The organism is Vibrio sp. 10N.286.51.E5 (genome assembly GCF_041469125.1).
In the GTDB taxonomy this organism is placed as follows: Bacteria; Pseudomonadota; Gammaproteobacteria; order Enterobacterales; family Vibrionaceae; genus Vibrio; species Vibrio crassostreae_C.
This window is the reverse complement of sequence record NZ_JBFRJZ010000046.1, coordinates 1-25000: the sequence shown is the minus strand read 5'-3', so window position 1 is coordinate 25000 and position 25000 is coordinate 1. Positions and strand designations below refer to the sequence as shown.

The 25000-nt window shown below is 45.1% G+C and carries 19 protein-coding genes, 2 pseudogenes and 1 riboswitch; of the genes and pseudogenes, 18 read left to right on the top strand and 3 right to left on the bottom strand.

Annotation, left to right across the window (positions count from 1 at the left end; translation table 11 throughout):
• Window positions 1–210 precede the first annotated feature (210 nt).
• Together AB4161_RS16910 and AB4161_RS16905 are read left to right on the top strand one after the other, a co-directional pair.
• The gene (locus tag AB4161_RS16910) at window positions 211–705 is read left to right on the top strand and encodes a GNAT family N-acetyltransferase (RefSeq protein WP_017066469.1); all 495 of its coding nucleotides are present in this window, start codon (window positions 211–213) and stop codon (window positions 703–705) included.
• 75 nt (window positions 706–780) lie between these two features.
• Window positions 781–880, top strand: a riboswitch (purine riboswitch).
• A 90-nt stretch (window positions 881–970) separates the two neighbouring features.
• Window positions 971–1993 carry an adenosine deaminase gene (locus tag AB4161_RS16905; protein ID WP_136979512.1) on the top strand — a complete coding sequence of 341 codons (1023 nt, stop codon included), beginning with the start codon at window positions 971–973 and terminating at the stop codon, window positions 1991–1993.
• Between the two features lie 179 nt (window positions 1994–2172).
• On the opposite strand, the gene AB4161_RS16900 is transcribed toward AB4161_RS16905, so the two are convergent.
• Together AB4161_RS16900 and AB4161_RS16895 are read right to left on the bottom strand one after the other, a co-directional pair.
• Window positions 2173–2838 carry a DUF2057 family protein gene (locus tag AB4161_RS16900; RefSeq protein WP_102320967.1) on the bottom strand — a complete coding sequence of 222 codons (666 nt, stop codon included), beginning with the start codon at window positions 2836–2838 and terminating at the stop codon, window positions 2173–2175.
• 293 nt (window positions 2839–3131) lie between these two features.
• Entirely contained in the window at window positions 3132–4694 is a 1563-nt protein-coding gene (locus tag AB4161_RS16895) for an arylsulfatase (protein WP_017064704.1), read from the bottom strand.
• A gap of 346 nt (window positions 4695–5040) precedes the next feature.
• Between AB4161_RS16895 and AB4161_RS16890 the strand changes: the two genes are divergently transcribed.
• The 16 genes and pseudogenes from AB4161_RS16890 (at window position 5041) to AB4161_RS16815 (ending at window position 22801) form a co-directional block, all read left to right on the top strand.
• The gene (locus tag AB4161_RS16890; RefSeq protein WP_017060009.1) at window positions 5041–6588 is read left to right on the top strand and encodes an arylsulfatase; all 1548 of its coding nucleotides are present in this window, start codon (window positions 5041–5043) and stop codon (window positions 6586–6588) included.
• A gap of 192 nt (window positions 6589–6780) precedes the next feature.
• Window positions 6781–9189: a tetratricopeptide repeat protein gene (locus AB4161_RS16885; RefSeq protein ID WP_372083688.1), complete on the top strand. Its 2409-nt coding sequence runs from the start codon at window positions 6781–6783 to the stop codon at window positions 9187–9189.
• A 149-nt stretch (window positions 9190–9338) separates the two neighbouring features.
• Complete coding sequence (locus tag AB4161_RS16880; protein ID WP_017060007.1) at window positions 9339–10322, top strand: MoxR family ATPase; 984 nt, start codon at window positions 9339–9341, stop codon at window positions 10320–10322.
• 12 nt (window positions 10323–10334) lie between these two features.
• On the top strand, window positions 10335–11297 hold the full coding sequence (locus AB4161_RS16875; RefSeq protein ID WP_372083687.1) for a DUF58 domain-containing protein: 963 nt from the start codon (window positions 10335–10337) through the stop codon (window positions 11295–11297).
• Window positions 11298–11840 (top strand): DUF4381 domain-containing protein, encoded by a 543-nt coding sequence (locus AB4161_RS16870; RefSeq protein WP_372083686.1) that lies wholly within the window; start codon window positions 11298–11300, stop codon window positions 11838–11840. It abuts the gene before it with no gap.
• Window positions 11833–12912 (top strand): VWA domain-containing protein, encoded by a 1080-nt coding sequence (locus tag AB4161_RS16865; RefSeq protein WP_372083684.1) that lies wholly within the window; start codon window positions 11833–11835, stop codon window positions 12910–12912. The genes AB4161_RS16870 and AB4161_RS16865 overlap by 8 nt, the downstream gene beginning before the upstream one ends.
• Window positions 12905–14611, top strand: coding sequence for a VWA domain-containing protein (locus AB4161_RS16860; protein ID WP_372083683.1), 1707 nt, complete (start codon window positions 12905–12907; stop codon window positions 14609–14611). The genes AB4161_RS16865 and AB4161_RS16860 overlap by 8 nt, the downstream gene beginning before the upstream one ends.
• Window positions 14608–15990, top strand: a complete 1383-nt coding sequence (locus AB4161_RS16855; RefSeq protein ID WP_102320960.1) for a BatD family protein — start codon at window positions 14608–14610, stop codon at window positions 15988–15990. The genes AB4161_RS16860 and AB4161_RS16855 overlap by 4 nt, the downstream gene beginning before the upstream one ends.
• Window positions 15991–16068: 78 nt before the next feature.
• Window positions 16069–16974: a LysR family transcriptional regulator gene (locus AB4161_RS16850; protein WP_372083682.1), complete on the top strand. Its 906-nt coding sequence runs from the start codon at window positions 16069–16071 to the stop codon at window positions 16972–16974.
• A 19-nt stretch (window positions 16975–16993) separates the two neighbouring features.
• A complete protein-coding gene (locus AB4161_RS16845) occupies window positions 16994–17734 on the top strand; it encodes a YegS/Rv2252/BmrU family lipid kinase (protein WP_372083681.1) in 741 nt (246 codons plus the stop codon).
• Window positions 17635–18593, top strand: a pseudogene (gene tnpC / locus AB4161_RS16840) (IS66 family transposase); the annotation flags it as partial. The gene AB4161_RS16845 and the pseudogene tnpC, both read left to right, overlap by 100 nt.
• A gap of 377 nt (window positions 18594–18970) precedes the next feature.
• A complete protein-coding gene (locus tag AB4161_RS16835) occupies window positions 18971–19255 on the top strand; it encodes a hypothetical protein (protein WP_017062010.1) in 285 nt (94 codons plus the stop codon).
• 44 nt (window positions 19256–19299) lie between these two features.
• Window positions 19300–19422 (top strand): annotated as a pseudogene (locus AB4161_RS16830) (carboxylesterase family protein); the annotation flags it as partial.
• Window positions 19382–19939, top strand: coding sequence for a hypothetical protein (locus tag AB4161_RS16825; RefSeq protein WP_017070416.1), 558 nt, complete (start codon window positions 19382–19384; stop codon window positions 19937–19939). The pseudogene AB4161_RS16830 and the gene AB4161_RS16825, both read left to right, overlap by 41 nt.
• Window positions 19940–20048: 109 nt before the next feature.
• A complete protein-coding gene (locus AB4161_RS16820) occupies window positions 20049–21725 on the top strand; it encodes an amidohydrolase family protein (RefSeq protein ID WP_102319826.1) in 1677 nt (558 codons plus the stop codon).
• A 92-nt stretch (window positions 21726–21817) separates the two neighbouring features.
• Complete coding sequence (locus tag AB4161_RS16815; RefSeq protein ID WP_032548688.1) at window positions 21818–22801, top strand: GTP-binding protein; 984 nt, start codon at window positions 21818–21820, stop codon at window positions 22799–22801.
• Window positions 22802–23113: 312 nt separating this feature from the next.
• Here AB4161_RS16815 and AB4161_RS16810 read toward each other — a convergent pair whose 3' ends face one another.
• Window positions 23114–24289 (bottom strand): threonine/serine exporter family protein, encoded by a 1176-nt coding sequence (locus AB4161_RS16810; RefSeq protein ID WP_372083680.1) that lies wholly within the window; start codon window positions 24287–24289, stop codon window positions 23114–23116.
• Window positions 24290–25000: the final 711 nt, after the last annotated feature.

The window sequence follows — 25000 nt, the reverse complement described above, 5'->3', positions numbered from 1 at the left end:
AAGTGCGATCCCGCCCTGGTGTGGGTGTGGATTATAAATTCTGATATTCACACTATTTTAAAAATACTCATCAAAGCAGAAGTTTAAGTTCAGTCTTACTATTTGTTTAATTATTTCGGGCACTTACACCTTTAAAGGTTGTAGGTTCCCGTTGCTATCCGTAATATGAAAATTAGCTTATGGATAGAAATAATAGGATAAGGAAGCGCTTTGGAAATACAAATTAGACATTTAGAAGCAACGGATAGCCAAGATGTTTTCGATATTTATCGCCGCCCTTCAGTTTCAGAAAACACCTCACAAAAGCCTTATCTTAGTTCTGAACAAGTGGAGCGACTGTTTGGTCATTCAGACCATTTCACTCTGGTTGCGGAAGTCTCCGGCAAAGTAGTGGGTCACATTACTTTATTCATGACCACCAAGGTAAGAGACAGGCACTGCGCTGGTCTTGGTATTGCTATTCACCCAGATATGCATGGTAAAGGGGTCGGTAAGGCGTTAATGCAAGAAGCGATCAATCAGGCGGATAACTGGCTTAATCTCGTGCGTCTTGAGTTAGAGGTTCATGCCGATAACCACGCCGCTATTGCTTTGTATGAACGTGTAGGCTTTCAGTTAGAAGGCACAAAAAGACTCAGTACGTTCAAAGCGGGTAAGTACATCGATATGTTGCTGATGTCGAGAATACGACCAGATTACCGTTGAGATCGAACCAAACAGGTTCCTGCTTTAGAAATCGGTTAATGAGCAATTGATTAGTGAAATTCCCATTAAACTCTGTATAGTAGCATCCGTTTGCTTCGTATAACCCCAATGATATGGTTTGGGGGTCTCTACCAGCTCCCGCAAAGTGCTGATTACGAAGGGTTTAGATCACAATTGTGTTCTTACTCTTTGTAATGGCGTTCAAGAAAACCTCCTGTCTATTATTCAGAGTAAGTGCACACCTAAAATCCATAGTAGGTGAAATATGAACGCATTTATTCAAGGGCTCCCAAAAGTAGAGTTGCATTTACACATTGAAGGTTCGCTCGAACCTGAGTTACTTTTCCAGCTTGCTCAACGCAATGGCATTGAGCTGCCTTATTCATCCCCAGAGCAACTAAGACGCGCATACGAATTTGATGATTTACAGTCATTTCTGGATATCTATTATCAAGGTGCTGATGCACTGCGCACAGAACAGGATTTCTACGACTTAACATGGGCTTATCTAGAACGCTGTAAAGCCGACAATGTTATCCATACTGAGATTTTCTTTGATCCTCAGACACATACCGATCGTGGCATTGCATTCGACACCGCTATTAACGGCATTCATCGTGCGCTTGAACAGGGTCATAAAGAGTTGGGCATTACCTCTCAAATCATCGCATGTTTTCTGCGCCATTTATCTGAAGAGAGCGCCATTCAAACGTTCGCAGAGGTATTGAAGCATCAAGATAAGATCGTCGGGGTTGGACTGGACTCTTCTGAATTAGGACACCCACCAGAGAAGTTCAAGCGTGTATTCCAACAAGCAAAACAAGCGGGCTTCTTGACGGTGGCGCATGCAGGAGAAGAAGGGCCGGCTCAAAACATTGTCGATGCGATTGAAATGCTCAGCGTGAGTCGAGTGGATCATGGTGTCCAGTGCATGACAGACGAAGCTCTAATCGAAGAGCTGATTGAAACCAAAATGCCACTGACGGTGTGCCCACTGTCGAATATTAAATTGCGTGTATTCGATGTGATGGAAGACCACAACATTGTCGAACTGCTCAGAAAGGGTGTGGCTGTAACGATTAACTCGGATGACCCTGCTTATTTTGGTGGTTACATGTCGGATAACTTTAATGCGGTGAGCAAAGCTCATGAGATGACGCATCAGGAGTTAGCGCTGTTTAGTTTGAATGCGATAGACGCGAGCTTTATTGAAGCGCCATTGAAGCAGCAATATCGAGAGCTTGTTCAAGGTTACTTAGCTAAAGCTGATTTTGACCAGAATTTCTAGCCGCTGTGCCCATTTACTAGCAGCTGAGTATAAAGCGCTAGGATGGCCAACTAAAGTGGATGGTAAAGTGTTATCGACTGAGTCTGCTTAATCTCTATAAGCCTAAATCATCTAGATGAAGACAAAAAAGAAGCTGGCAGTTTGCCAGCTTCTTTCATTCTTAAATTAAGCTCATTGAGCTACTTGTTCACGTAGTCTTTGAATTTCTGCTTGGTTTCAGCATCCGCTTTTTCGTACCAGAAATAGAGCATCTCTTCAGCTGTATTTGCTGCATTTCCGTCAATCTTTGTTGGAAGCGTTACCGGTTGTGCGACAGCAGCTGCTACGCCCGCGCTAGAACCTACTGTAAGTGCAGCGATGCCGCCTTTCTGGTTGTACTCCTTCGCTTCTTGCGGGTACTTACGACCAATCTGCATGCCATCTTTGATAAGTTTGTCTTGCTTAACACTGATTGCATTTTGGTTTTCATCAACCAGTTTCCAATCTAAGTTTTGAAGGCCTTTTTTCGCTTCGTTGGTGTTACGGAACTTAGGCATGTCAAACGTCAATGCTGTGTCTGTCGCATCAAAAGTAGCAATAATGGTATCGCTATCGACAAACTCTCGGTCGTTACCTTGGCTGAAAGCCAGTTGATATTTGAAAACGATTTGGTTTACGCCATCTGGAACGGTGATCGTTTTGCTCGAAGAGAAGAAACCACCGTCGAGATCAGGTTTAGCCTCATTAACAGCTAAGACTTCGACTAAAGCATCTGCGCTAGAAGGAACTTCAATTGTTACGTCAGCTAACACTTGTGGCGCTGCGATAATTGTGGAAAGCAGCGCGATGGATTTTAATGTTTTCATAATCATACAGTTGTTTATGGGCAGTTGAACTACAATCGCATGGTAAGAACTCCAATTCAAGTCATGTCATAAGGATTTGAAAAAATTTGCGAAATCTTAACGCAACGGTCATATATTAAGGTTCACATTGACTAGTGTGAGTTTTTATTTTTGAAAAATGAGAGGGTAGGTTGGGTGTGAATTGTACTAGTTGGCGGTTCGCGTCTTATGTTATTTGTATTGGATACTAAAAAGCCGCGGTCACTGCATTCAGTCACCACGGCTTCGTTATTACATTTTTAATCTAGAGTAGCTTATTTAGCTTGCGCTGCTGCCGCTTCTAGTTGCTTAAGTTTACCTTGAAGCATGTATGCATTCTGGTTGAAGTTACCTGGGTTCAGTACTTGGCTATTCTGCATAGGGTAATCTGGTAGCGTCGTCATAAACTCTTGAACCTGATTTCCTACTGGAACGAATAACCACATGTTGTCTGCCATCCAGCGTAGGTACATACCAGACTCGTGCGGTGCTTTCTCGAATGGGTCAGCACGTAGGTGAACAACTTGAGGCCAGTTTGGTTGGAAACGAACTGCATCCACAATGTTACCATCCATCACAGCAAACGAAATCTTGAAGTCATTCCAACGTACTGCGTTTAGCTCAGCGTTAGCAGAGAAGTAAAGCATGCTGTCACGAGGGCCTTTCTCTTCTTTACCTTGGAAGTAAGGCAGGAAGTTGTAACCATCTAGGTGTACGCGCCAGTTTTTACCGTTGTAAGTTGCACCTTTGTCAGATGCTAGCTTCTCAACCACTTTATCATCACCAGCGGCTGCTAGTAGAGTAGGAATCCAGTCTTGGTGGCCCATGATATCGTTGATTTTAGTTCCAGGTTTGATAGTCCCAGGCCAGCGAACTAGCTGAGGCACACGCATACCACCTTCGTAAGTTGTACCTTTCTCACCGTGGAAGTAAGTTGCGCCGCCATCAGGCCAAGAAACCGTTTCAGCACCGTTATCGGTAGAGTAAATTACGATAGTGTTGTCAGCGATTTTTAGTTCATCCAGCTTGTCTAGAAGCACACCAACATGGTCATCATGCTCTAACATACCATCAGCATAAATACTGATACCTGACTTACCTTGGTATTTCTCTTGTAGGCGAGTCCACACGTGCATACGAGTGGTGTTGTGCCAGATGAAGAATGGTTTGTCAGCTTTTACCGCTTTTTCCATGAATGCTAGAGATTCTTCTAGGAACTCTTCATCCGCATGCTCCATACGCTTACGCGTCATTGGGCCAGTATCTTCAATCTTACCGTCAGCAGTAGACTTGATTACACCACGAGGGCCGTAGTTCTTACGGAACTCTGGGTCTTTAGGGTAGTAATATGTTTCAGGCTCTTCTTCTGCATTTAAGTGGTATAGGTTACCGAAGAACTGGTCAAAGCCGTGGTTCGTTGGAAGGTGTTTGTCTTGGTCACCCATATGATTCTTACCAAACTGAGCGGTCATGTAGCCCTGTTCTTTTAGAAGGTCTGCAATCGTTGGAGCCCAATCAGGGATACCGTGGTCCGAACCTGGCATACCAATAGTCAATAGACCAGTACGGAAAGGTTCCTGACCGGTTAGGAATGCAGCACGACCAGCAGTACACGATTGTTGACCGTAGTGGTCAGTAAATAGTGCGCCTTCATTCGCAATACGGTCAATGTTTGGCGTTTCGTAACCCATCATACCGTTGTTGTATGCACTGATGTTGAAAACACCAATGTCATCACCCCAGATAGCAAGAATATTCGGTTTTTCCGCTGCTGTTGCCGCTGAAGAAGCTGCTAATAAGCCAACACCTAATGCTAGTTTATTAATTTTAGTACCCATAAGGACTCCGATTCACTTTTAAGATTAATGCGTTAGAACAACGCATCGATGAGCAAATGTTATTCTCAAAATTCCGTTACGTCCTTTTATAGTGCTTATAACCAATCGTTATGATGCTTAGGTAACCTATTGATTAATATCAGCTCCAGTGGGTACGTAGAATAAAGCCTTAGTTTGTATGTGTGATCCTTATCATGTTTGTTGGCGTAAACCTTATCGATGATTTCTGTATCCGTATCTCAATAAAAATGACAAAAAGATTAATAGCTTAGGGAATCTCGCGCATGTGTAAAAAATGGACTATACGTTGTAGGGCAGGATGCAAATAACTTACGAAGAGGTTTCTATGACAGCGAAATATGGCGCTAAACGTCGATTAGCGATTTTGGGTACAGCGATGATGGCCGCGTCCAGCGCCACTTTTGCGGCTGAAAAGCCAAATATATTGGTTATTTGGGGGGACGATATTGGTCAATCCAATGTGAGTGCATACACCTTCGGTCTCATGGGTTACAAAACCCCGAATATTGATAGCATCGCGAAAGAAGGGATGATGTTTACGGACTATTACGCAGAGCAATCTTGTACTGCGGGTCGCTCTACCTTTATCACGGGACAAAGTGTATTACGAACGGGTTTGAGTAAAGTAGGTTTGCCGGGCGCAGACATTGGCTTACAAGCAGAAGACGCGACAATCGCAGAAATGCTGAAACCTATGGGTTACATGACAGGTCAATTTGGTAAAAACCACCTTGGCGATAAAGATGAATTCCTTCCAACAGCACACGGGTTTGACGAATTTTTTGGCAACCTTTACCACCTAAATGCTGAAGAAGAACCAGAGAATGAAGATTACCCAACCGATCCTGAGTTTCGTAAGAAATTTGGCCCTCGTGGTGTCATTAAGTCATTCGCTGATGGCAAGATTGAAGATACCGGTCCACTGACGCGTAAGCGTATGGAAACGGTTGATGAAGAAACACTAGACGCGGCACTTGATTTTATGGATCGCGCAGTGAAAGCGGACAAACCATTCTTCGTGTGGTGGAACGCGACACGTATGCACTTTAGAACGCACGTGAAAGCCGACAGTAAAGGCGTAACCGGTGTCGGTAACTACGCTGATGGTATGGTTGAGCACGATCGACACGTTGGGCAACTATTGAAGCAAGTGGATGAGTTGGGTATCAAAGACAACACGATTGTTTTCTACTCAACGGATAACGGCCCTCACATGAACTCTTGGCCTGATGCGGGTACAACCCCGTTCCGTGGTGAGAAAAACACCAACTGGGAAGGCGCATACCGTGTACCAGCAATGGTTCGTTGGCCTGGTAAGATTGAACCAGGAACCGTATCTAACGAAATCATGCACCATATGGACTGGATGCCAACCTTCGTTGCCGCCGCTGGTGATGACCAAATCAAAGAGAAACTACTCAAAGGTCATACTGCCGGTGATAAAACGTTTAAGGTTCACTTAGATGGTTACAACTTCCTTCCTTACCTAACGGGTGAAGAAGAGAAAGGCCGTCGTTCGGAGATCTTCTACTTTACCGATGATGGTGATTTAGCGGCGCTTCGTTACAACCAATGGAAAGCGGTGTTCATGGAGCAGCGTGCAACGGGTACCATGCAAATTTGGGCTGAACCGTTCGTGACGTTACGTCTTCCTAAGCTGTTTAACCTGCGTATGGACCCATACGAAAACGCAGACATTACATCGAACACATATTACGACTGGTTGTTAGACCATGCTTATATGTTCGTTCCAGCACAAGCGTATGTGGGCAAGTTCCTAGAAACCTTTGCTGAATATCCGCCACGTCAAAAAGCTGCGAGCTTTAGCTTGGATCAGGTAATGGAAAAACTGCAGGAATCTCATAACAAGTAAGTGATTGTTTGAGTGAAACTGAACAGATTGAAGAGCTCTTAGGAGCTCTTTTTTTATGCGCATATCGATGAGTAAATCCCGGTCGTGAATACGAATCACAACAATCGAGCTCATTGCCACTAAATAATTGTAAATTCGTTGTTTTTACGTCTACCTTATTAAGCATAAGGATGTATAAAAACAAGGAATGTTATGTCTGCATGGTTGTGCTCACTGGTAAACGGATTGAAACACCAGCGAGTCGCAGTATTATCCGCAATCTTGTCTTCACTGATGTTGTCGCTGTTCAGTCTGAACGCCTATGCCAACGAGCAAGATCCTAATATCAACTCTGATATTTCAAAGGCCAACTCTGTAGCGTCACCCGTTAGCTCTGACGCTTTACCTATCGGTTCTAAAGCCAGCTATGTCGGTTCGGAAGCATGTGTTGATTGTCATAGTGAAGAAGTCGCAGCGTGGGAGGGCTCTCATCATGATATGGCGATGAAGCACGCTACAGACGAATCTGTATTAGGCGATTTCAACGATCAAACATTCACTCATGACGGTAAACCCAACCGATTTTTCCGCAAGGGCGAAGAGTTCTGGGTCAATATTGAATGGCAAGACGGCCACTTTAAAGATTACAAAATCAGCTATACCTTTGCCTTTGAACCACTACAACAATACATGGTTGAATTTGAAGACGGCCGTGTACAGTTGATTCCTTTCGCTTGGGATTCTCGCACTGAGGGCGAAGGCGGTCAACGCTGGTTTCACCTCTATCCTGATACCACCAACACCGATGAATTCTACTGGACCAATAGCGGTCAAAACTGGAACTTCATGTGTGCTGATTGCCATTCAACGAACCTAGAGAAAAACTACGACAGCGCGAGTAATACCTACAACACTACTTGGTCTGAGATTAATGTCGGTTGTGAAGCGTGTCATGGCCCTGCGAGTGAGCACGTTGAAAAGGCTCAGCTAGCAAAAGCTAACGGTGGAAAGGATGCTCCAGTCTCGGCGCATTATGGTTTTGACCGCGACTTGTCGAAGTCGGTCAAAGAGTGGATCTATCAAGAGGGTAATTCAACCCTGCAACCAAAAGACATCATCCATACCAATCAAGTTCAAACCTGTGCTCAATGCCACAGCCGTCGTACTCAGTTAAATGAAACGGGTGATCACGTTAACGGGTCTTTCTTTGATAAGTATCGCTTGAGCTTGATTACCCCAGAGCTTTACCACAACGATGGTCAAATCTACGATGAAGATTACGTTTACGGATCTTTCCTTCAATCCGTGATGGCTGAAAAAGGCGTCACATGTACTAACTGCCACGATCCTCATACCGCTGAACTAAAAATTGCGGAAGAAGCCGTGTGTAGCCAATGTCATATTGCATCAGAATACACGCCTGAAAAGCACACATTCCACGAAGCGAATACTGAAGCTTCACAATGCACGACTTGTCACATGCCAGAGACGACTTACATGGAGGTCGACCCAAGGCGTGACCACAGTTGGCATATCCCACGTCCTGATATTAGCCAACACATTAAAACGCCGAACGTGTGCACTAGCTGTCATGCAGATCAAACCGACCAGTGGGCAGATAAGCAAATCGGTGAGTGGTTCCCAGATTCTAAGTACCGTAATCAGCAGCACTTTGCCGTTGCCTTTTATGCTGACTCGATAGGGCACAGAGGTGCAGAGGATGCGTTGGCATACTCGGCTCAGGACTCTAGCTTAAGCAATATCATTCGTGCATCGAGCTTAGAACGTTTGGGCGGTAATACGGGTAAGAATACGCTTATTTCGCTGGCAAGAGCGGTGAAACATGATGATGAAATGATCCGTTTGGGTGTGGTACAAGGCTCGTCTGGTTTCCCATTCACTGACCGTTGGCAAATTCTAGAGCCGCTACTGAAAGCCCCTGTATTGTCGATTCGTTCAGAAACCGCAGGCGCATTAGTGCGTTATTGGGGAGAAATGAACCCTCTGCAGAAAGACCAAATCAAGCCTGCATTAGAAGAGTACATTGAAATACAGCAATTTAATGCCGACAGAGGATTTGGACGTACTAACCTAGGCAACGTTTACCGAGATTTAGGCCAGCACGACAAAGCGATTGAGTTTTATCTAGGCGCTATCGAGATTGAGCCTTATTTCGAAAACAGCTACGCCAATTTAGCGGATTTGTATCGAGCGCAAGGTAACGAGGCAAAAGCGTTGTCGACCTTGAAGCAAGGTATTGAAGCTCAGCCTAAATCGAGTGTTTTGCCATACAGCACAGGATTGTCTCTGCTTCGTGTGAAAGATTACGAACAAGCAACGGACTACCTTAAACAAGCCGCTGAAACTGCGCAAACCGACCCTCAATATTGGTATGTGTACGGATTGGCTTTGGAAAAATCGGATGTGCTTGCGGCAAGTCAATCACTGCATAAGGCTTACCAATTTAGCCGCAACCCACAGCACCTGTATGCCCAGTGTGAAGTGTTGGCGCGAAACAGTCATATACCGGGCGTACCAAAGGCGTTTGAGCAATGTATTTCATCATTGAGCAAAGTGGCACCGCCGGAAGCCATTAACCAATTGAAAGCTAGGTTTAAATAAAGCGATGAGGTGAGCTTGGCTATCGAGCTTGCTGCTTATTCCGCTTGTAACCAATTATCGCGTTTATAACTGTTTATCATGTGTATAACTAATAGTTATGGGGCTTGTGAGTAGGATGTACGCAGCCAGATTGAATTAAGGGAAGACCTATGAACCATGCGCAACAAGCAATAAACCAACTGATTGAACAAACAGAGAAAAGTGTTATCGGTCAGAGCCACGTCGTTCGGGCTCTGGTGATAGGGTTATTGACTAATGGCCATGTGCTTTTAGAGGGACTTCCCGGTACAGCGAAAACTCGCTCAGTAAAATCGCTGGCGAATCTACTGAACACCAGTTTTGGTCGAATTCAATTTACGCCAGACCTGCTGCCATCTGATGTGACGGGCACGGAGGTGTATCAAGAGCTTGATGGAAAGCCTCAGTTGCATTTCCAACCGGGTCCTATTTTCAACAGCATTGTATTAGCCGATGAAGTGAACCGTGCGCCTGCAAAAGTACAGGCTGCTCTGCTTGAAGCGATGGCGGAAGGGACGATTACGGTGGGTGGTCAAACTCACATCCTGCCAGATTTGTTCATGGTGCTAGCCACACAAAACCCAGTTGAGCAAGAAGGTACGTATCCACTGCCTGAAGCACAAATGGACCGTTTCATTATGAAAGTGACAGTCGACTATCCAGAAGATGAAGCTGAACGCGACATCATTCGACTTGTGCGCAGTGAGGAACTCGGTAGCGAGACCAGTTCAGAATTAGTCACGCCACAACATATTGAACCTGAGTTGGTACTTGAAGCTCGGCGCCAACTTCCAGACATTGCCGTTTCTGATTTAGTTGAGAACTACATTGTGGCCTTGGTGATGGCAACTCGTAAGCCAGAGCGTTACCCAGAATCAAACTTGTCTAAATGGATTGAGATTGGTTCAAGTCCGCGTGCTTCCATCGCGTTGGATAAATGTGCTCGCGCTTATGCATGGTTGCAAGGACGTGACCATGTCACGTTGGACGATGTGCGTGCCATGTTACCAACCGTATTAGGTCACCGATTCTCGTTGTCTTACGACGCATTGGCCGATGGTGTTGACCATCAAAGAGTGGTTGAAGAACTGCTCGATAATGTTGAGATTGGATAACTAGGGGGCGTCATGGCGAAGCCAACACAAGCTCCCAAATCGCAAGGCCTTGATCCACGACTGTATTGTGATTATTCAAGGTTAGTGCGAATTCAGGCTCAAGCTGAGTCGTTTTCACTGTTACCTCATTTAAAAGCGGGCAGCGTACTTTCGGGCAGACATAACTCTTTGTTCTGTGGTCGTGGTTTGAACTTCGAAGAATTACGTCATTACCAATTGGGTGATGATATCCGTAATCTCGATTGGAAAGTTACGATGCGAACGGGTAAGCCTCATGTTCGTAGCTATACCGAAGAGAAAGACCGTAATGTGATGATCTGTGTCGATCAGCGCAGTTCGATGTTCTTTGCGTCTCAAAACACCATGAAATCTGTTGTGGCTGCCGAAGTGGCGGCATTGTGTGGATGGCGAGTGCTGAAAGATGGTGATCGAGTTGGTTTCGTTTTGGCGTCGCACCAAAAGCTCTTTCATACCAAAGCGCAGCGTTCTCAATCGGACTTATTGGCTCAGTTAAAACATCTTACCAAGGCTAATCAAAGCTTAGGTGTCAGTGTGAGCGATAGCGAAGGTGTTGGATTTAGCCAGTGGATTGAACTGATAAAACGAATGAGATTAAAGCAATCGACCTTAATCTTTATTAGTGATTGGCGAGATTGCCAAGAGCAACATCTTGACCGACTAAAGCAACTGCAACAACACAACGACATCTTAGCCATTATGGTCACCGATCCATTAGAACAATCATTGCCTCAAGATCTGGCAAGCGCAAACTGGGTGGTGGGTGATGGTCGCTTTCAACTTAATCTGGATAGCCAATCTAAGGTTAACCTCGCAAGTAAAAGTCTTGCCCAAAAAGCGGCACTTCAGAAACTGTCCCTTGCTAAATTGATGGCGATGAAAAACCTCCCTTATATAGAATTAGACACGTCGGGCAATCACATATCACAGCTGCAGAAACTAGTGGGAGGGCGCTAAATGGCTGTTGAACATACGCCTCCAAGTACTTATATCCTTCGCGACCTACATGATGTCGCCATTCCTGACAGTGTGAGCTGGGCTCCTCAAACGATCGGCTGGAAGAACCTTGGCGTTATTCTGTTATTGGTCGCTATCTATCTGGCTTATCGCTTGGCGTTAAGGTGGTGGAATAACCGTTATCGCAAAGAAGCGCTTCAAGAACTCATGGTACTGGATGCACGAGACAAGAACTCAACCGAACGAACCTTTAAAGTCCTCAAAGTGGTACTTCGTTACCTAGACAGCAGTAATGCAAAGCTGTTTGGACAAGCTTATGTAAACCGTCTGAACGCTTATCTGCCTGTTAGCGCTAACACAAGTGAAAACAGCAATGCGTTCTTTGCCGATGAAATCTCAGAATTATGGATGCAGAGCTTAATTGACCCTAATGTGCGTTTGAGCTTTGAACAGCGTTTAGAGGTAATTCAAACCGCGATGATGTGGCTAAAACTTCACAAGCCGAATGTACAGGTAACGGTTGAGGGGCAAGACAATGTTTGATGTTTTATCTTCCAGCTTTGAATTCGCGCACCCATTGTGGTTTATCGCACTGTCTTTGCCTTTACTCGTTTACTTCGCCGTACCTGCTTATCGCACCAAGCAAATGGCGATCAAAGTGCCGTTTTTCAGTGAGCTGGTTGAAGCGATTGGTGAGGCGCCATCAGAAGGTGCAAGCCAATTAACACCAAGCTGGTGGCAACGCACCACGCTGATTACTACTTGGGTACTCGTGGTTTGCGCGTTAGCTAAACCAACCATCTTAGGTGAGCCACAAGTTCGTGAACAATTAGGCCGCGATGTGATGGTGGTAGTTGATTTGTCTGGCTCAATGGCTGAACAAGATTTTACTTCTCAACAAGGGGATAAAATATCTCGTTTGGACGCGACCAAAGAAGTGCTGGCTGATTTTGCGACTACCCGAAAAGGGGATCGACTCGGTTTGATTCTTTTTGGTGATGCAGCGTTTGTACAAACACCGTTTACAGCTGACCAAGATGTGTGGCTTGAACTGCTTAATCAAACCGATGTCGCGATGGCAGGGCAAAGCACGCACTTAGGTGATGCAATTGGCTTGGCGATTAAGGTGTTTGAACAAAGCGAAAAGCAGAGTGCTGCCGTTCAAGATTCAAGTGTTGATGCCAACGAAAAAGAGAAGGTCGTGATCGTATTAACCGACGGTAATGATACGGGAAGTTTTGTTGAGCCTATCGATGCCGCAAAAGTCGCCAAGGCTAAAGGCGTTCGAATTCACGTTATTGCGATGGGCGATCCGCAAACCGTTGGAGAGGTTGCTCTGGATATGGAAACCATCAAGCGTGTCGCTCAAGAGTCAGGTGGCGAAGCCTTTGAAGCACTTAACCGCGACGAACTGACCAAAGCCTATGCTCAGATTGGTGAGCTTGAACCTCAGTTATATGAAAGTACCACTTATCGCCCTAAACAGGGGCTGCACCACTATTTGATGGCGATTGTTGTAGTGATGTATTTGACCGCATTCAGCTTAGCAACGATACGCCGAAGATCGCTGCTCGCTTCTTCGGCTAAGAATTTGAAAGGAGAGAGTGATGCCTGATTCTCTCACGATACAACAGTTCTTTACCCAGTTTCATTTTATCCGACCTTTGTGGTTGTTGGCCTTTATTCCGATGTTCTTCCTGTTATGGGTTCGTTGGAGAGAAGAGACCAAACCAACGTGGAAAGACATTTTACCTACACATTTACGTGATGCATTGACGATTGGCGAAACAGGCTGGCGCAAGCAACTGCCGTTGAAGCTATTGGTAGTGATTGTGACTATCGCCATCATTATCTGTTCTGGCCCAACATGGCAGCGTGAGGCTTCGCCTTTTGGTGAAGACAAAGCGTCGATGTTGGTTGTGCTTGATAATAGTGAATCTATGCTTGCTAAAGATTTGCCTCCAAGTCGCTTGGAACGATCTAAGCAGAAAATTAGAGACTTATTGGCAGCTCGCAAAGGCGGTAATACGGGCTTAGTGGTTTATGCAGGCAGCGCACACGTGGCGATGCCCGTCACGCAAGACAGCAAGGTGTTTGAACCGTTTCTAGCGGCTATCACACCCGATATCATGCCTGTTTCAGGTAAGTCAGCAGAGGAAGCACTGCCACTGATTAATCAGCAACTGTCTGGTGAGTTAGGCTCTTCTGTACTGTTGGTATCAGATGGTGTAAACCCAAGCACCATTAGGGCGTACGAGAGTTTCTTTAACGACAATCCGTATCAGTTGCTCATTCTCGCCGCAGGAAACAGTAATGTGGTGAGCGATAACCCTGTCGACCTAGATTCACTGCGTAACTTAGCGAGTAAGACGGGTGGACGAGTGATTGAAGTGACCGTTGATGATTCGGATATCCAACAACTGAACAGAGCGGTTGAAAGAAACATGCAGCTCAACGGCGAATCTTCAATGCCTTGGAAAGACATGGGCTATGGACTGCTTATTCCAATGGCTTTCATTATGTTGCTGTGGTTCAGAAAAGGGTGGTTGGTGCAGTGGTGTGTCGTTGGTTTGATGATCACAAGCAGCATGTATTCACCAGACACTTTGGCGAAAACAGTCAACTTAACCGCTGAGAAACCAGTTGTGGTGGAGTCGGTTACTACTTGGGACAAAACAGCTCAATGGTGGTGGGACTTATGGCTAACGCCTGATCAGCAAGGACAACGTTTATTGAATCAAAAGGAATACCTTGAAGCCGCCAAGCATTTTAAGGATCCAATGCGAAAGGGCGCGGCTTATTACTATGCTCGTGATTTTAAGCTCGCTCACAGTGCGTTTTTTCAAACCAAAACTGACCTTGGTTTGTACAATGCAGCGAGTGCGTTAGCTAGGCAGCGTGAATACCTTGCCGCACGAGACCTCTTGAAATCATTAAGTGAGAAAGAGGATCTGTCACCAGAACTAAGAACGGATGTGGAGAACAATCTTGCTGTGCTTAGTGGAATTGTCGAAGAGGTAAACCGAACCAGTGAAAGCCAGTCTGGAACCACAGATGGCCCTGAAGAATCTTTAGAACTCGAAGACGATCAGCCGCGAACGGGTGATGGCGCTGAAGAAGAAACGGTAGCGGAATTGATGCTTAAGGAAACACTTAACGCGAATGAGATTTTGGGCAGCCAAGAGCTTGCCGACAAGTGGTTAAAGCGAGTAGAAGCCGATCCTAAGTTCTTCTTGAAATCCAAATTCCAAATTCAGTTAAGAGATCCTGCGCCTTCCATCGAACAAGCGTCAAAACAGGAGCAAACGCAATGAGTCGATATGATTTAGCTCTTGAAGCGATTCAATCAAAGCGAGCGCGATTCACAGCCCGCACATGGTTGTTGTCGATGACTCTTATGTTGAGTTGGTTTTTTCCTGCTGTTGCTTCTGCTGCCGATATCTTCGATCTGCAAAAAAGTGGTGACGTTGAGCTTATCGCTTGGATTGGCGAGAAACCCAAGTCAGGCGACAAAATAACGCCGGGCAAAGTCAGCGTAAATGAGCAGGTCATTCTGAACATTGAGGTGGCGACACCGCGCTGGTTAACGGGCGGCACTCGAATCGGCAGTATCGAAATCCCTAACGTTATCGCTAAGCAGCGTAACCAACTCGCGACGAACTACACAGAAAGAGTCGGTGGTACTACATGGTCACGTCAGCGTTGGGAAGTGACGCTTTATCCGATGACTTCCGGTGAGTTTGTTATTCCAACCGTACCGGTTCGTATCCAAGTTTCTGCTCCTGATGGTTCAAACGTGGGCGGTACGCTTTACACGCAGCCGATTAAGTTTGAAGCTTCGTTGCCTTCAGGTTTACTCGATAATGAAACGCCTTGGTTTTCTGCGACAGAAGTAGATATAGAGCAGCAATGGCAACGCTCAAGTGAAGAGCTAAAAGTTGGCGATGCTATTACTCGAACTATCACGATTAAGGCAAAAGACAGCTTTTCTGTGTTGCTGCCAGATGTGCTAATCAATAAGTCCACTAAGCAGTTCCAAGCTTACCCACAGCCCAACCGTTTGGATGACACTCAAGAACGTGGTGATTATCGCTCAAGCCGAGTTGAACAGACTGTATATGTGATTCAGCAGGGTGGTGAGTTTACGCTGCCAGAGTTTTCATTTCAGTGGTGGGACAGCAAAAATCAACGCCTTGAAAACGTGGTGATAAAAGGCGAAGTGTTTGAAGCCAAACACACAGTCCAATCTTTCATCAAAGCCTACATGTCGGTGTTTATTAGTGTTGGTTTGGTGTTGTTAGTCTGCATTGCGTTGATTGTTTCGGTTAAGCGTTACTACGCAAACCGCCCAACACCGAGTTGGCTGGTACTACGTCGTTTAGTTAAGCAAGGTAATTGGGCTGCATTAAGAACCTTTATCTACCGTCAATTGCGAAACCAAACCTCTCAGTTAGAACTGAATAAAGTGCAACTGGATAAAGCGCAACATGGTAAATCAAATGGACAAAAGCGTTGGCTAGAAGATAGCGAAGCCCTTCAACAAGGATGTGAAGATAAAAACGTATTCACTCGTTTATGGAAAGGGTTACGTAACTTGCCCAGTGACACATCAAACTCAAGCAATTCTCGTTCAATTGCCGCTCGCTTGAAAATCCCTAAAGCCTTGCCAAACTTAAAAGATAGAACTAAGTAGCAAACTTTAGTTATTCGCATCGAACATAATCGGCAGGTTCTCTACTATGGGGAACCTGCTTCTTTAATATGGAACTGTATGAAAAGTACCGAACTAAATCTAATTCCTATATTTGTTGCTATCTATGAAGAGCAGAACTTATCTAGAGCTGCTAATCGCATGGATATAAGCCAACCAGCAGTGAGTAAAGCACTTGCAAGGTTGAGAGATATCTATGATGAGCCACTGTTTCATCGCACCACATCAGGCGTAGAGCCAACCACATTCGCTATTGATATCTATCCTGCAATGGCCGCTGCACTTAAAAACTTTACTTCTACCTTATCCGCATCAAGAGACTTCGATCCTAAAACCTCAGGCCGCGTGTTTTCCATTGCCTGCGTCTCGGCGGCGAGCTACGAAATGATGCCAAAAGTCATGCGGTTAATCAGCCAAGTCGCACCAGGTATCGCGTTAGAGGTTCATCCTCTGTTTACCGAAGACTATGAGTCTGATTTAAGGCTGCAAAGACACGACGTGATTGTTGATATGACGCCTAAAGGAAGAACCATGCTTAAGTACGAGGTGATTTCTACAGAAGAGCTGGTCGTGGTGTGTAGTAGTGATCATCCTACGGTTGGCGATACCATCGATATGGAACAGTTCTTAGCACTCGAGCATGTGGTGGTCTCTAGGTGGCATGCGCGCAAAAGCTTATTAAGCTCTGAGCACTATAGTGACCTTGAGAAACGTAGAATCGTGTATCGCGCAGCGGGCGTTGTAGAGATGCTTCCTGTTATCGAAGGCTCTGAGTACATCGGAGTAATGCCTATTTCATCAGTGCGTTGTTTTGCTGAAAAGTACGCGGTAAAAACACTACCATTACCCTTCGAGTTGGAAGACCTCGATATGTGTATGATTTGGCATCCAAGCCGTACTAATGAACCAAGCCATAAGTGGTTACGAGCTAAGATCAAAGCGGCAGCAAAAGAGTTATCAAGTTAGCCTATACAAGGACATAGCCATGGACAGCATTCGCGTGATTTTAAACGGAAAGAAAGCCAATATCCCGGAATTAAGGCAAGCCATCTTTGCGGCGAGGGACAATGATATTGACCTGCAAGTTAGAGTGACTTGGGAATCGTCGGACATGTTTCGTTTGGTAAGCGAGGCAATATGCGATGGTGTTAAGCGTCTGATTGTTGTCGGTGGCGATGGAACGGTGAATGAAGCCGTTAACGCGCTCAACCTGTTCCGTGCCAGTGAAAGACCACAACTGGCGCTTGTCCCAATGGGCACTGCGAATGATTTTGCTACCGCAACGGGAATACCTAACGATATTTCGGGTGCTTTTGAACTAGCGGTGGAAGGCAAGGCGTTTGCGGTGGATAGCGTGCGTGCGAATGACCGCTATTTTATGAATGTCGCTGCGGCGGGTTTTGGTGCTGAAGTCACAGCTGAAATGCCAGTCGAGCTTAAAGATTTTCTCGGTGGCGGTGCGTATACACTAACAGGTGTGGTGAAAGCACTTGGCTTTAAGCCCTACAGTGGCACGTTGCCCATAGACAAAGGCAGCTTTACCGGCGAGATCCTTGTAGGTGCTTTTTGTAATGGTCGCTTAGCGGGTGGAGGACAAGAGTTAGCACCCAATGCATTGATTGATGATCGCTGTTTACCCAGTCGGGTATCGAGCTATCACGCGCCACCATGGCAAGGTGGGTTATCCAAGTCAGTGAGAAGTTCGCCCCGCTGTATGCGGCCTTGAAGGAGAACCTACTTCAACAAGTGGTGGTTCAGGCGGATGAAACGCCGCTCAATGTGCTCAAAGAAGAGAAGCAGTGTTATATGCGGCTTTACTGCTCAGGCGCTGACTCTCCCGAAGCGGCACTGCCGAATGTGAAAAAATCGCCTTGTACGACTATCAAAACAGTCGCGCGAGGGTGTGCCCCGTGGACTTTTTAGGTGACTACAACGGTTATCTACAAACCGATGGCTACACGGCTTATCATGGTCTGCATCACGTCACTAATGTGGGGTGCTTAACGCAAGTTCATGGACGCGAAGAAGCTTCAAGGGGAAGGTAAATCGGGCAAGGCTGATAAAGTGCTGGCTAAACCCCAAAAGCTCTACGGGATAGAATCACGCTTAAAAGGTGCGCCTGCCGAAGAACGCAAAGCAGAGCGTTAAGCGTATGCCAAGCCGATACTGGATGAGCTTTACCAATGGATGACAACCCAGAAGGTGATAGGCTCTAGCCCACTAGGCAAAGCAATAAAGTACTAGCTCGGGCAATGGCCTAAACTCATTCGTTATATCGACGATGGTCACTTATCTATCGATAATAATCGCGCTGAACGCGCAATTAAACCGCTGGTTATTGGCAGGGAAAATTGGCTATTCTCCAACACACAAACGGTGCTGAGGCGAGCGCGATGCTTTACAGCATCATCGAGACCGCGAAAGCCAACGGTCTTATCCTCTACGACTACATGGTCAAGTGCATGAAAGAGCTCGCGAAAGCAGAGCCTGATATCGACGCACTCCTACCTTGGACCTCTTCGGGTCAAGTCAAAACAGACCTCAACAATATTGGCTTTGGCCTCGAAACTTACGTTTGGTGCTAACTATGCCATCGGACTCTAATAACATATTTGGGTTCTTTGATGAGTTTGAAGCTTCAGAAGGAGAGTCACAGCAACCCCCTATAGAGCTGTTTCAAGAACCCGTTGAAATTTTATCAACCCTAGATAGTCAGCCAAAGAAGGTACAACAAGAAGTCTCTGTGATAAATAAAAAGCGACATCCACTCACGGTAGTGAATATATGTAGGATCACGTCCTGCATAAGCGATTTATTCAAATTTAAAGAGTGAATTAATATCGCACCATAAAGAAAAAATACTTCAAATACTCCAGAAATGAGCATGGCTGAGCATAGGGATTCTCAGGTTTGATGATACCAATATCAGGTCAGATGGCCGAACACATTTATGGGTACAACCATGAATTTAACGCATCGCTCACTCATGGTTATCGCTATCACTGTTGCTCTTTCTGCGTGGGGTAGTGATGAAACCAGCTCACGTCCTATTAAGCCAGAACCGCTTCAGACATTACCAACAGAGCAGGTTTCAGTATCCATCGGGGACGCGACTCTTTTCGCAAATAGAGAGTCTGTTGTGATCAATACCTTAGCAGGTGACGAGCAACGCGTATCCATTGAAGCGTTTAAAGGAATCACTTACGCCGATCAACAACGTTTTCAGCACAGTCACTCCGTCAATTAGAACACAATGCTGATAGCGCTATAGATGCGACACAATTTGGCGCCGTGTGCCCACAGCTTAAAATAACCCAGCAAGAGCAATCTGAAGATTGCTTGAATCTTAATATTTGGCGTCCTTCGGAGATCAATGGTTCAGAGTCATTACCCGTGTATGTCTTTATTCATGGTGGGGACTTTGAATATGGCGCAGGTTCTGATACCGACATTAACGGTGATACCGTCGTGGCTAAAAGATACCATTCGATATACGGGTGGCGTTGGCGCTGGAAAGGCGAACCTCGATATTTTCAAAGAGTTCAGTATAGGTGCGTCGTACAACAAAACGATTCAATTCGGCACAAAAAACTCGGGAGTCGCTGCGCTTCAGCAGCTCCAGTTTCGAGTGGCAAACACACCATTGATGCTGGGTGTGAAACATATTATTGGCCAGAGCTCGGTGACCTCTGGGCTGGGTGTTGTCGCGGAATACGATAATGCGATTGATAATCGTTGGACCGTTTCTGCGTTTTATGGCCTGGGTAAAGCGACAGTAGAGGGCAGTCTGTCAGACGATGAAAGTGTCGATGCGTATGGTGCTGGATTTCGCTATCAGATAGCTTGCCGATATGGGTTACACATGGGGGTAGACCTCGCTTTTAGTGACGTTGACAGCGCGTTTTATATAACGGTTGGCAGTGGATTCTAATGATGGAAAGGTGGGTGTTAGTCAATCGATTGATTTTTCTACATGCAGCATAGTTTTCATAGCAATCATGAACTAATATTCTTTTACAACAAACATAACAGGTATCAATATGAAAAATTACGACCCAAATGAATTGGACGCTACGCAAGTATTACTTGATGGTGTCGATACAGATAAACGTTCGACTTTGACTAAGTTAGCGGTTGGGGCTGCGGCACTGCCTTTTGCCTCTGTTTTACATGCAGCCCCTGAAAAACTGGTTGGCCAAAACATCAAACTGATGCCTAACGAGAAAGGGCCATTTGATATCGTTATCGAAAATGGCCGTGTTGTTGATCCTGAAACTGGACTCGACGCAATTCGTCACGTCGGTATTAAAGGTAAGCGTATTGCTGCAATCTCAGACAAAAAGCTGCAAGGCAAAACAATCATCGATGCTGAAGGTCTCGTGGTTGCACCTGGCTTTATCGATATGCACGCTCACGGACAACAACTTCCTGCTGCCCGTGCTCAAGCATTCGATGGCGTAACCACCGCTCTTGAGATGGAATCTGGTCTATTCCCAATCGGAACGTACTACGATATTACTGCTGCTGAAGGTCGCCCGATTAATTACGGCGCTTCTGTAGCATGGACTTACGCTCGTATTCAAGCAAAAGAACCTACGATGCCTGCTCCTGATGGTACGATTGTTTGGTTCCAGAAAGCTTTTTCTAAAAACAATTGGCAAAATACCCTAGCAACCCCAGATGAATTAAAACAAATTCTGGGCTCGGTTGAGCAAGGTCTTAAAGAGGGGGGCTTAGGCATTGGTATTAACGCGGGTTACGCACCAGGTTATGGCCACAAAGAGTACTATGATCTTGCTAAACTAGCAAAACGCTATGAAGTACCAACTTACACTCACGTTCGTTACCTAAACAGCGCAGAGCCAAAATCAAGCTTTGAAGCATACCAAGAACTCATTAGCCTGTCCGCGACAACGGGTGCACACATGCACATTTGTCACCTCAACAGCACGTCAGTACAAGATATCGAAGATTGTGCCGATTTAGTTCAATCCGCCATTGATCAAGGTTTAGCCGTTACTACTGAAGCTTATCCTTATGGTGCTGGCTCTTCCGTTATTGGCGCAGAAGTTTTCCGTGGTGACGATTGGTTACAACGTTGGGGTGTACCAAGCGCTAGCTACATGGAAGCGAATGGTAAAGCACTAAACCAAGAAAAAGTCACTGAACTACAAGCATCAGCGCCCGGTACCGTGGTTGTCATGCACTTCTTAAAACCCGATGAGAACAAAGAAGATCGCGCTAAAATGGACCGTTCAGTATTGTTCCCAGGTGCAGCTATCGCTTCAGATGCAATGCCTTGGATGGATGATAAAGGCGTATTAATTGAAGGTGATGTATGGCCACTTCCAAGCAACGCAATAGCTCACCCTCGCTCACTTGCTTGTTTCTCTCGTTTTATTGAAAAATATGTCGAGGAATACAAAGCGGTAACACTAGTAGAAGCGATGGAAAGAACTAGCTTAAACGCATGTCGTATTCTTGAGGATGCTGTGCCACAAATGGCAAATAAAGGTCGTATTCAAGTAGGTAAAGATGCTGATTTAGCTATTTTCAAACTTGATGAAGTAAAAGCCGTTGCAACATTTGATAAACCAAATGCCCTTTCTACAGGCATGAAATACGTACTTGTAAACGGGACACCTATCATTGAAGCTGGTGAAATGTTGTTAGATTCAAACCCAGGTGAAGCGGTTCGCAACAAAGTTACGGGCTAAGTTATCCTGACTTAAAAGGTTGGGCATTAGCTCAACCTTTTTTATTGCTTACCGAGTAAATATAGACAACGAAAATCGAAAGAGAGCATGCTATGAGCAAGAAGCCTATTCCAGTAACAATTTTAGCCGGATTTTTAGGAGCAGGGAAAACGACCCTACTAAACCATATATTAACCAATGCAAATGGAATGCGCATGGCTGTGATCGTCAATGATTTTGGATCAATCAATGTTGATGCGGAGTTAGTTAAATCTGAAAGTGAAAATATGATCAGCCTAGAGAATGGCTGTATCTGTTGTAACCTTGCAGAAGGACTAGTCGTTTCGGTAATGCGTTTACTCGCATTAGAGGAACGCCCAGACCATATTATTGTTGAAACTTCAGGTATCGCAGAACCCAAAGAAGTGGCACTTCAATTTGAAGATCCGGAACTGCAAGCACACGCACCTTTAAATGCAATCGTGACGACGATCGATGCGGAAAACATTTTAGGGCTAGAAGGCCCAATGGAGACGTTGTCGAAGCAGCAAATTCAAGTGGCTGACATTGTTCTGGTTAATAAAGTTGACCTAGTCGATGCTGATAAACTAGAGCAAGTCAAAGCATGGTGCCGAGTACAAGCTCCGTTTGCTAAATTGATTGATATTTCATTCGGCGAAGTGGATTTACCTATCTTATTTGATGCCCCTGAAAGTACGCGCTTTGTCACTAACAAAATAGCGGCTGATCAAAGGGAATGCCAGCACCATGATTGTCATGATGAGCACTGTCATCACGTGAACCATGATTTCGAAACATTCAGCTTTGAAACTGATCAACCGCTTAATCTACAAAGTTTGTATCCTCTACTGCAACAGTTTTCAATTGATGCTTATCGCATGAAAGGTATTTTAAATTTAACCGATCGTCCTGATCATCGCTGTGTATTTCAGTGCACGGGCCAGCGAGCCAATGTGACGGTTGGAGATGCATGGGAAGATGATGAATCTCGTTCGTCACGGTTAGTCTTCATTGGACCTAAAGGTGGCCTTGATAAAGAGAGTATGCGTAAAAAACTGAACGCACTGGTGGCGTAGTTAGAACGGAAATGGAGTAGATGGCAAGCCTATCAACCTAGCGCTTGCCTACACCTAGCTTACCTCTGCCTAGTTTGCATTGACTCATCCTAAGCATCCTTATCTTATCGAATTATTGGCTACTTTCGATTCTATTCGGTTTTTCCAAATCCATATTGCTCATTCCCCTCGCCATCTGAAACAAAATAGTCTTATCGATTTTCGAGACTCTGTTCATCAGTACCTTCTCAGAATCGGTTAACGTCAAAAAGCAGATAAAGACTCAATCGTGGGTTATTGGGGCGTGTTGATCAGCTATTGTTAGATCGATGGTTATTCCTCAATGATGGAATCAAAATGACGACTAAATATAGAATAAACCATGATTTGTCCCGCCATAATCGCGCCAAACATCAGCAAGGCGGACAGACCAATATTCGGAATGGGTAAAATGGAGGTCGCAAAGAAGGACTCACTTGCTCCGACAATGATTCGACTACCGGGGACAAGAATGATGATCCCTTGAATAATGTATATGAGTGGTGGAACGTGACGCAATTTTCCCATCCCCAACCCGTAAAGCGTAATGAGTATTGTGCTTACCCATGTACCTACAACCCAATCGGAAGTAAACCAATGTGGCCCCCACATGCCAATTGCCGCGACAGGAAGGCCTAAGAGAATTTCTGTCATACTTGCGTTGAAAATAAGGCCAATAGCGACAGAAATCCCGATCAGTGCGGTGACATGAAGAACGAATGGGATTTCATCAATAAATACCGGTACCGATAATGGTTGATTGATTATGTTGGCTAAGCCTAACCCCATAACAATGCCGATGAATATTTTCATTACTATGAGTGCGCTTTGTGCAAGCAGTTCGATACCTGACCGAAAGTCATTGAGAGCAAGACTGGCTAAGCCGTTGGTGACGGTTAACCCAGGAATAAAAAGGACAATGGAAGAAATGCACAGTGCCAATGTTGGTAAGCCGGGAACCTGTGCCGCTATCATACCGGTTAAAAAACTGGCTACTAAGGCGACAAAGAACTCGACAAGAATGCTTCTTGGCCCAGTCAGGAAAATTTGTGCTAGCCAGGCTATAGCGCCCAGAATAATGGATAAACCGACCGCCAGATAAGTACTGCCAACTAACATTAAATAACATGGCGGAAGCAATAAATTGGCAAAGCACAAGGTACGATTCGAGTAGGTTTCTGAACCTTCGTAATGGGAATGAGTCGAAAACCCTTTAAGCGTTGCGACTAAATCACGTAAGTTAACCGAGGGTGGTTTTTTGTTTTCCATCACGACTTTTTGCGTGGGTTGCTCAAAAATAGTGATGACTTTTGTCGGGGTCACATCAATAGAGACATCAATGTTCTGGCGTTTTGCATAAGCTTGAGTGTATTGAGCTACCGAGTAAGGCGCACAACCAGATTGATGTAATCGGTCCGAAAAGCTCAAAATTTCTTGCTGGCATTGTTCGATATGATTTGTTTGTTTCATTCTGTTTGTTTCTCAATCACCAAGGCGATATATGTTTGAGGGGCATTCTAATTCAATAGTATCCTCATTCAAGCGTAACCAATAGTCGTGTATAGAGGACGGGCCCCTACAAACGAACAAGGCAATGGTTAAAAAGATAGGATTCATTGAATGAGAGGTTATCAGTTTATCGTTGAGGTAAATCAGTCATTGTTGAAGCTGCAACCTCAAAAATAGATCCGCTCACGCAGCTATTTGAAGGCGTAAAACTCCAAATCCATGAGGTGATTGATTTAACTCTGAGGCTTTTAGAAAAGCTCGGTAATGAGTAAAGGAAACTAATATTTAGGAAATGGAAGCCTAAATAAGATTGATGATGAGCGTTAGAATCACAACTAGAATGGAACCGACATAAGCAATTTCAATAATGTTTGAATCAATCCAGTTGCAGTATGCTTGAATTGCTAAACTCAGTTTGTTTTTCATAATGGCCTTTGGAAAATTAACCGAAATCTACTGTAAATAATAGCTTATTATGAGTGAGCTTTGATGACGGTTTCAAAGGTTCCTTAGCGCTAACAGTGTGATTGCGGCGCTCACGTATTAACAATATCGTCCCGTGGGTTCATGGGGCGGATACAGTCGATAAGGTTTAAGAGCAGAAAATTGGGCTAAAAAAGAGCCGCTTATTTGTGGTTCATCGCGGCTTTCCAAGAAGTAGTCGGTATCTCG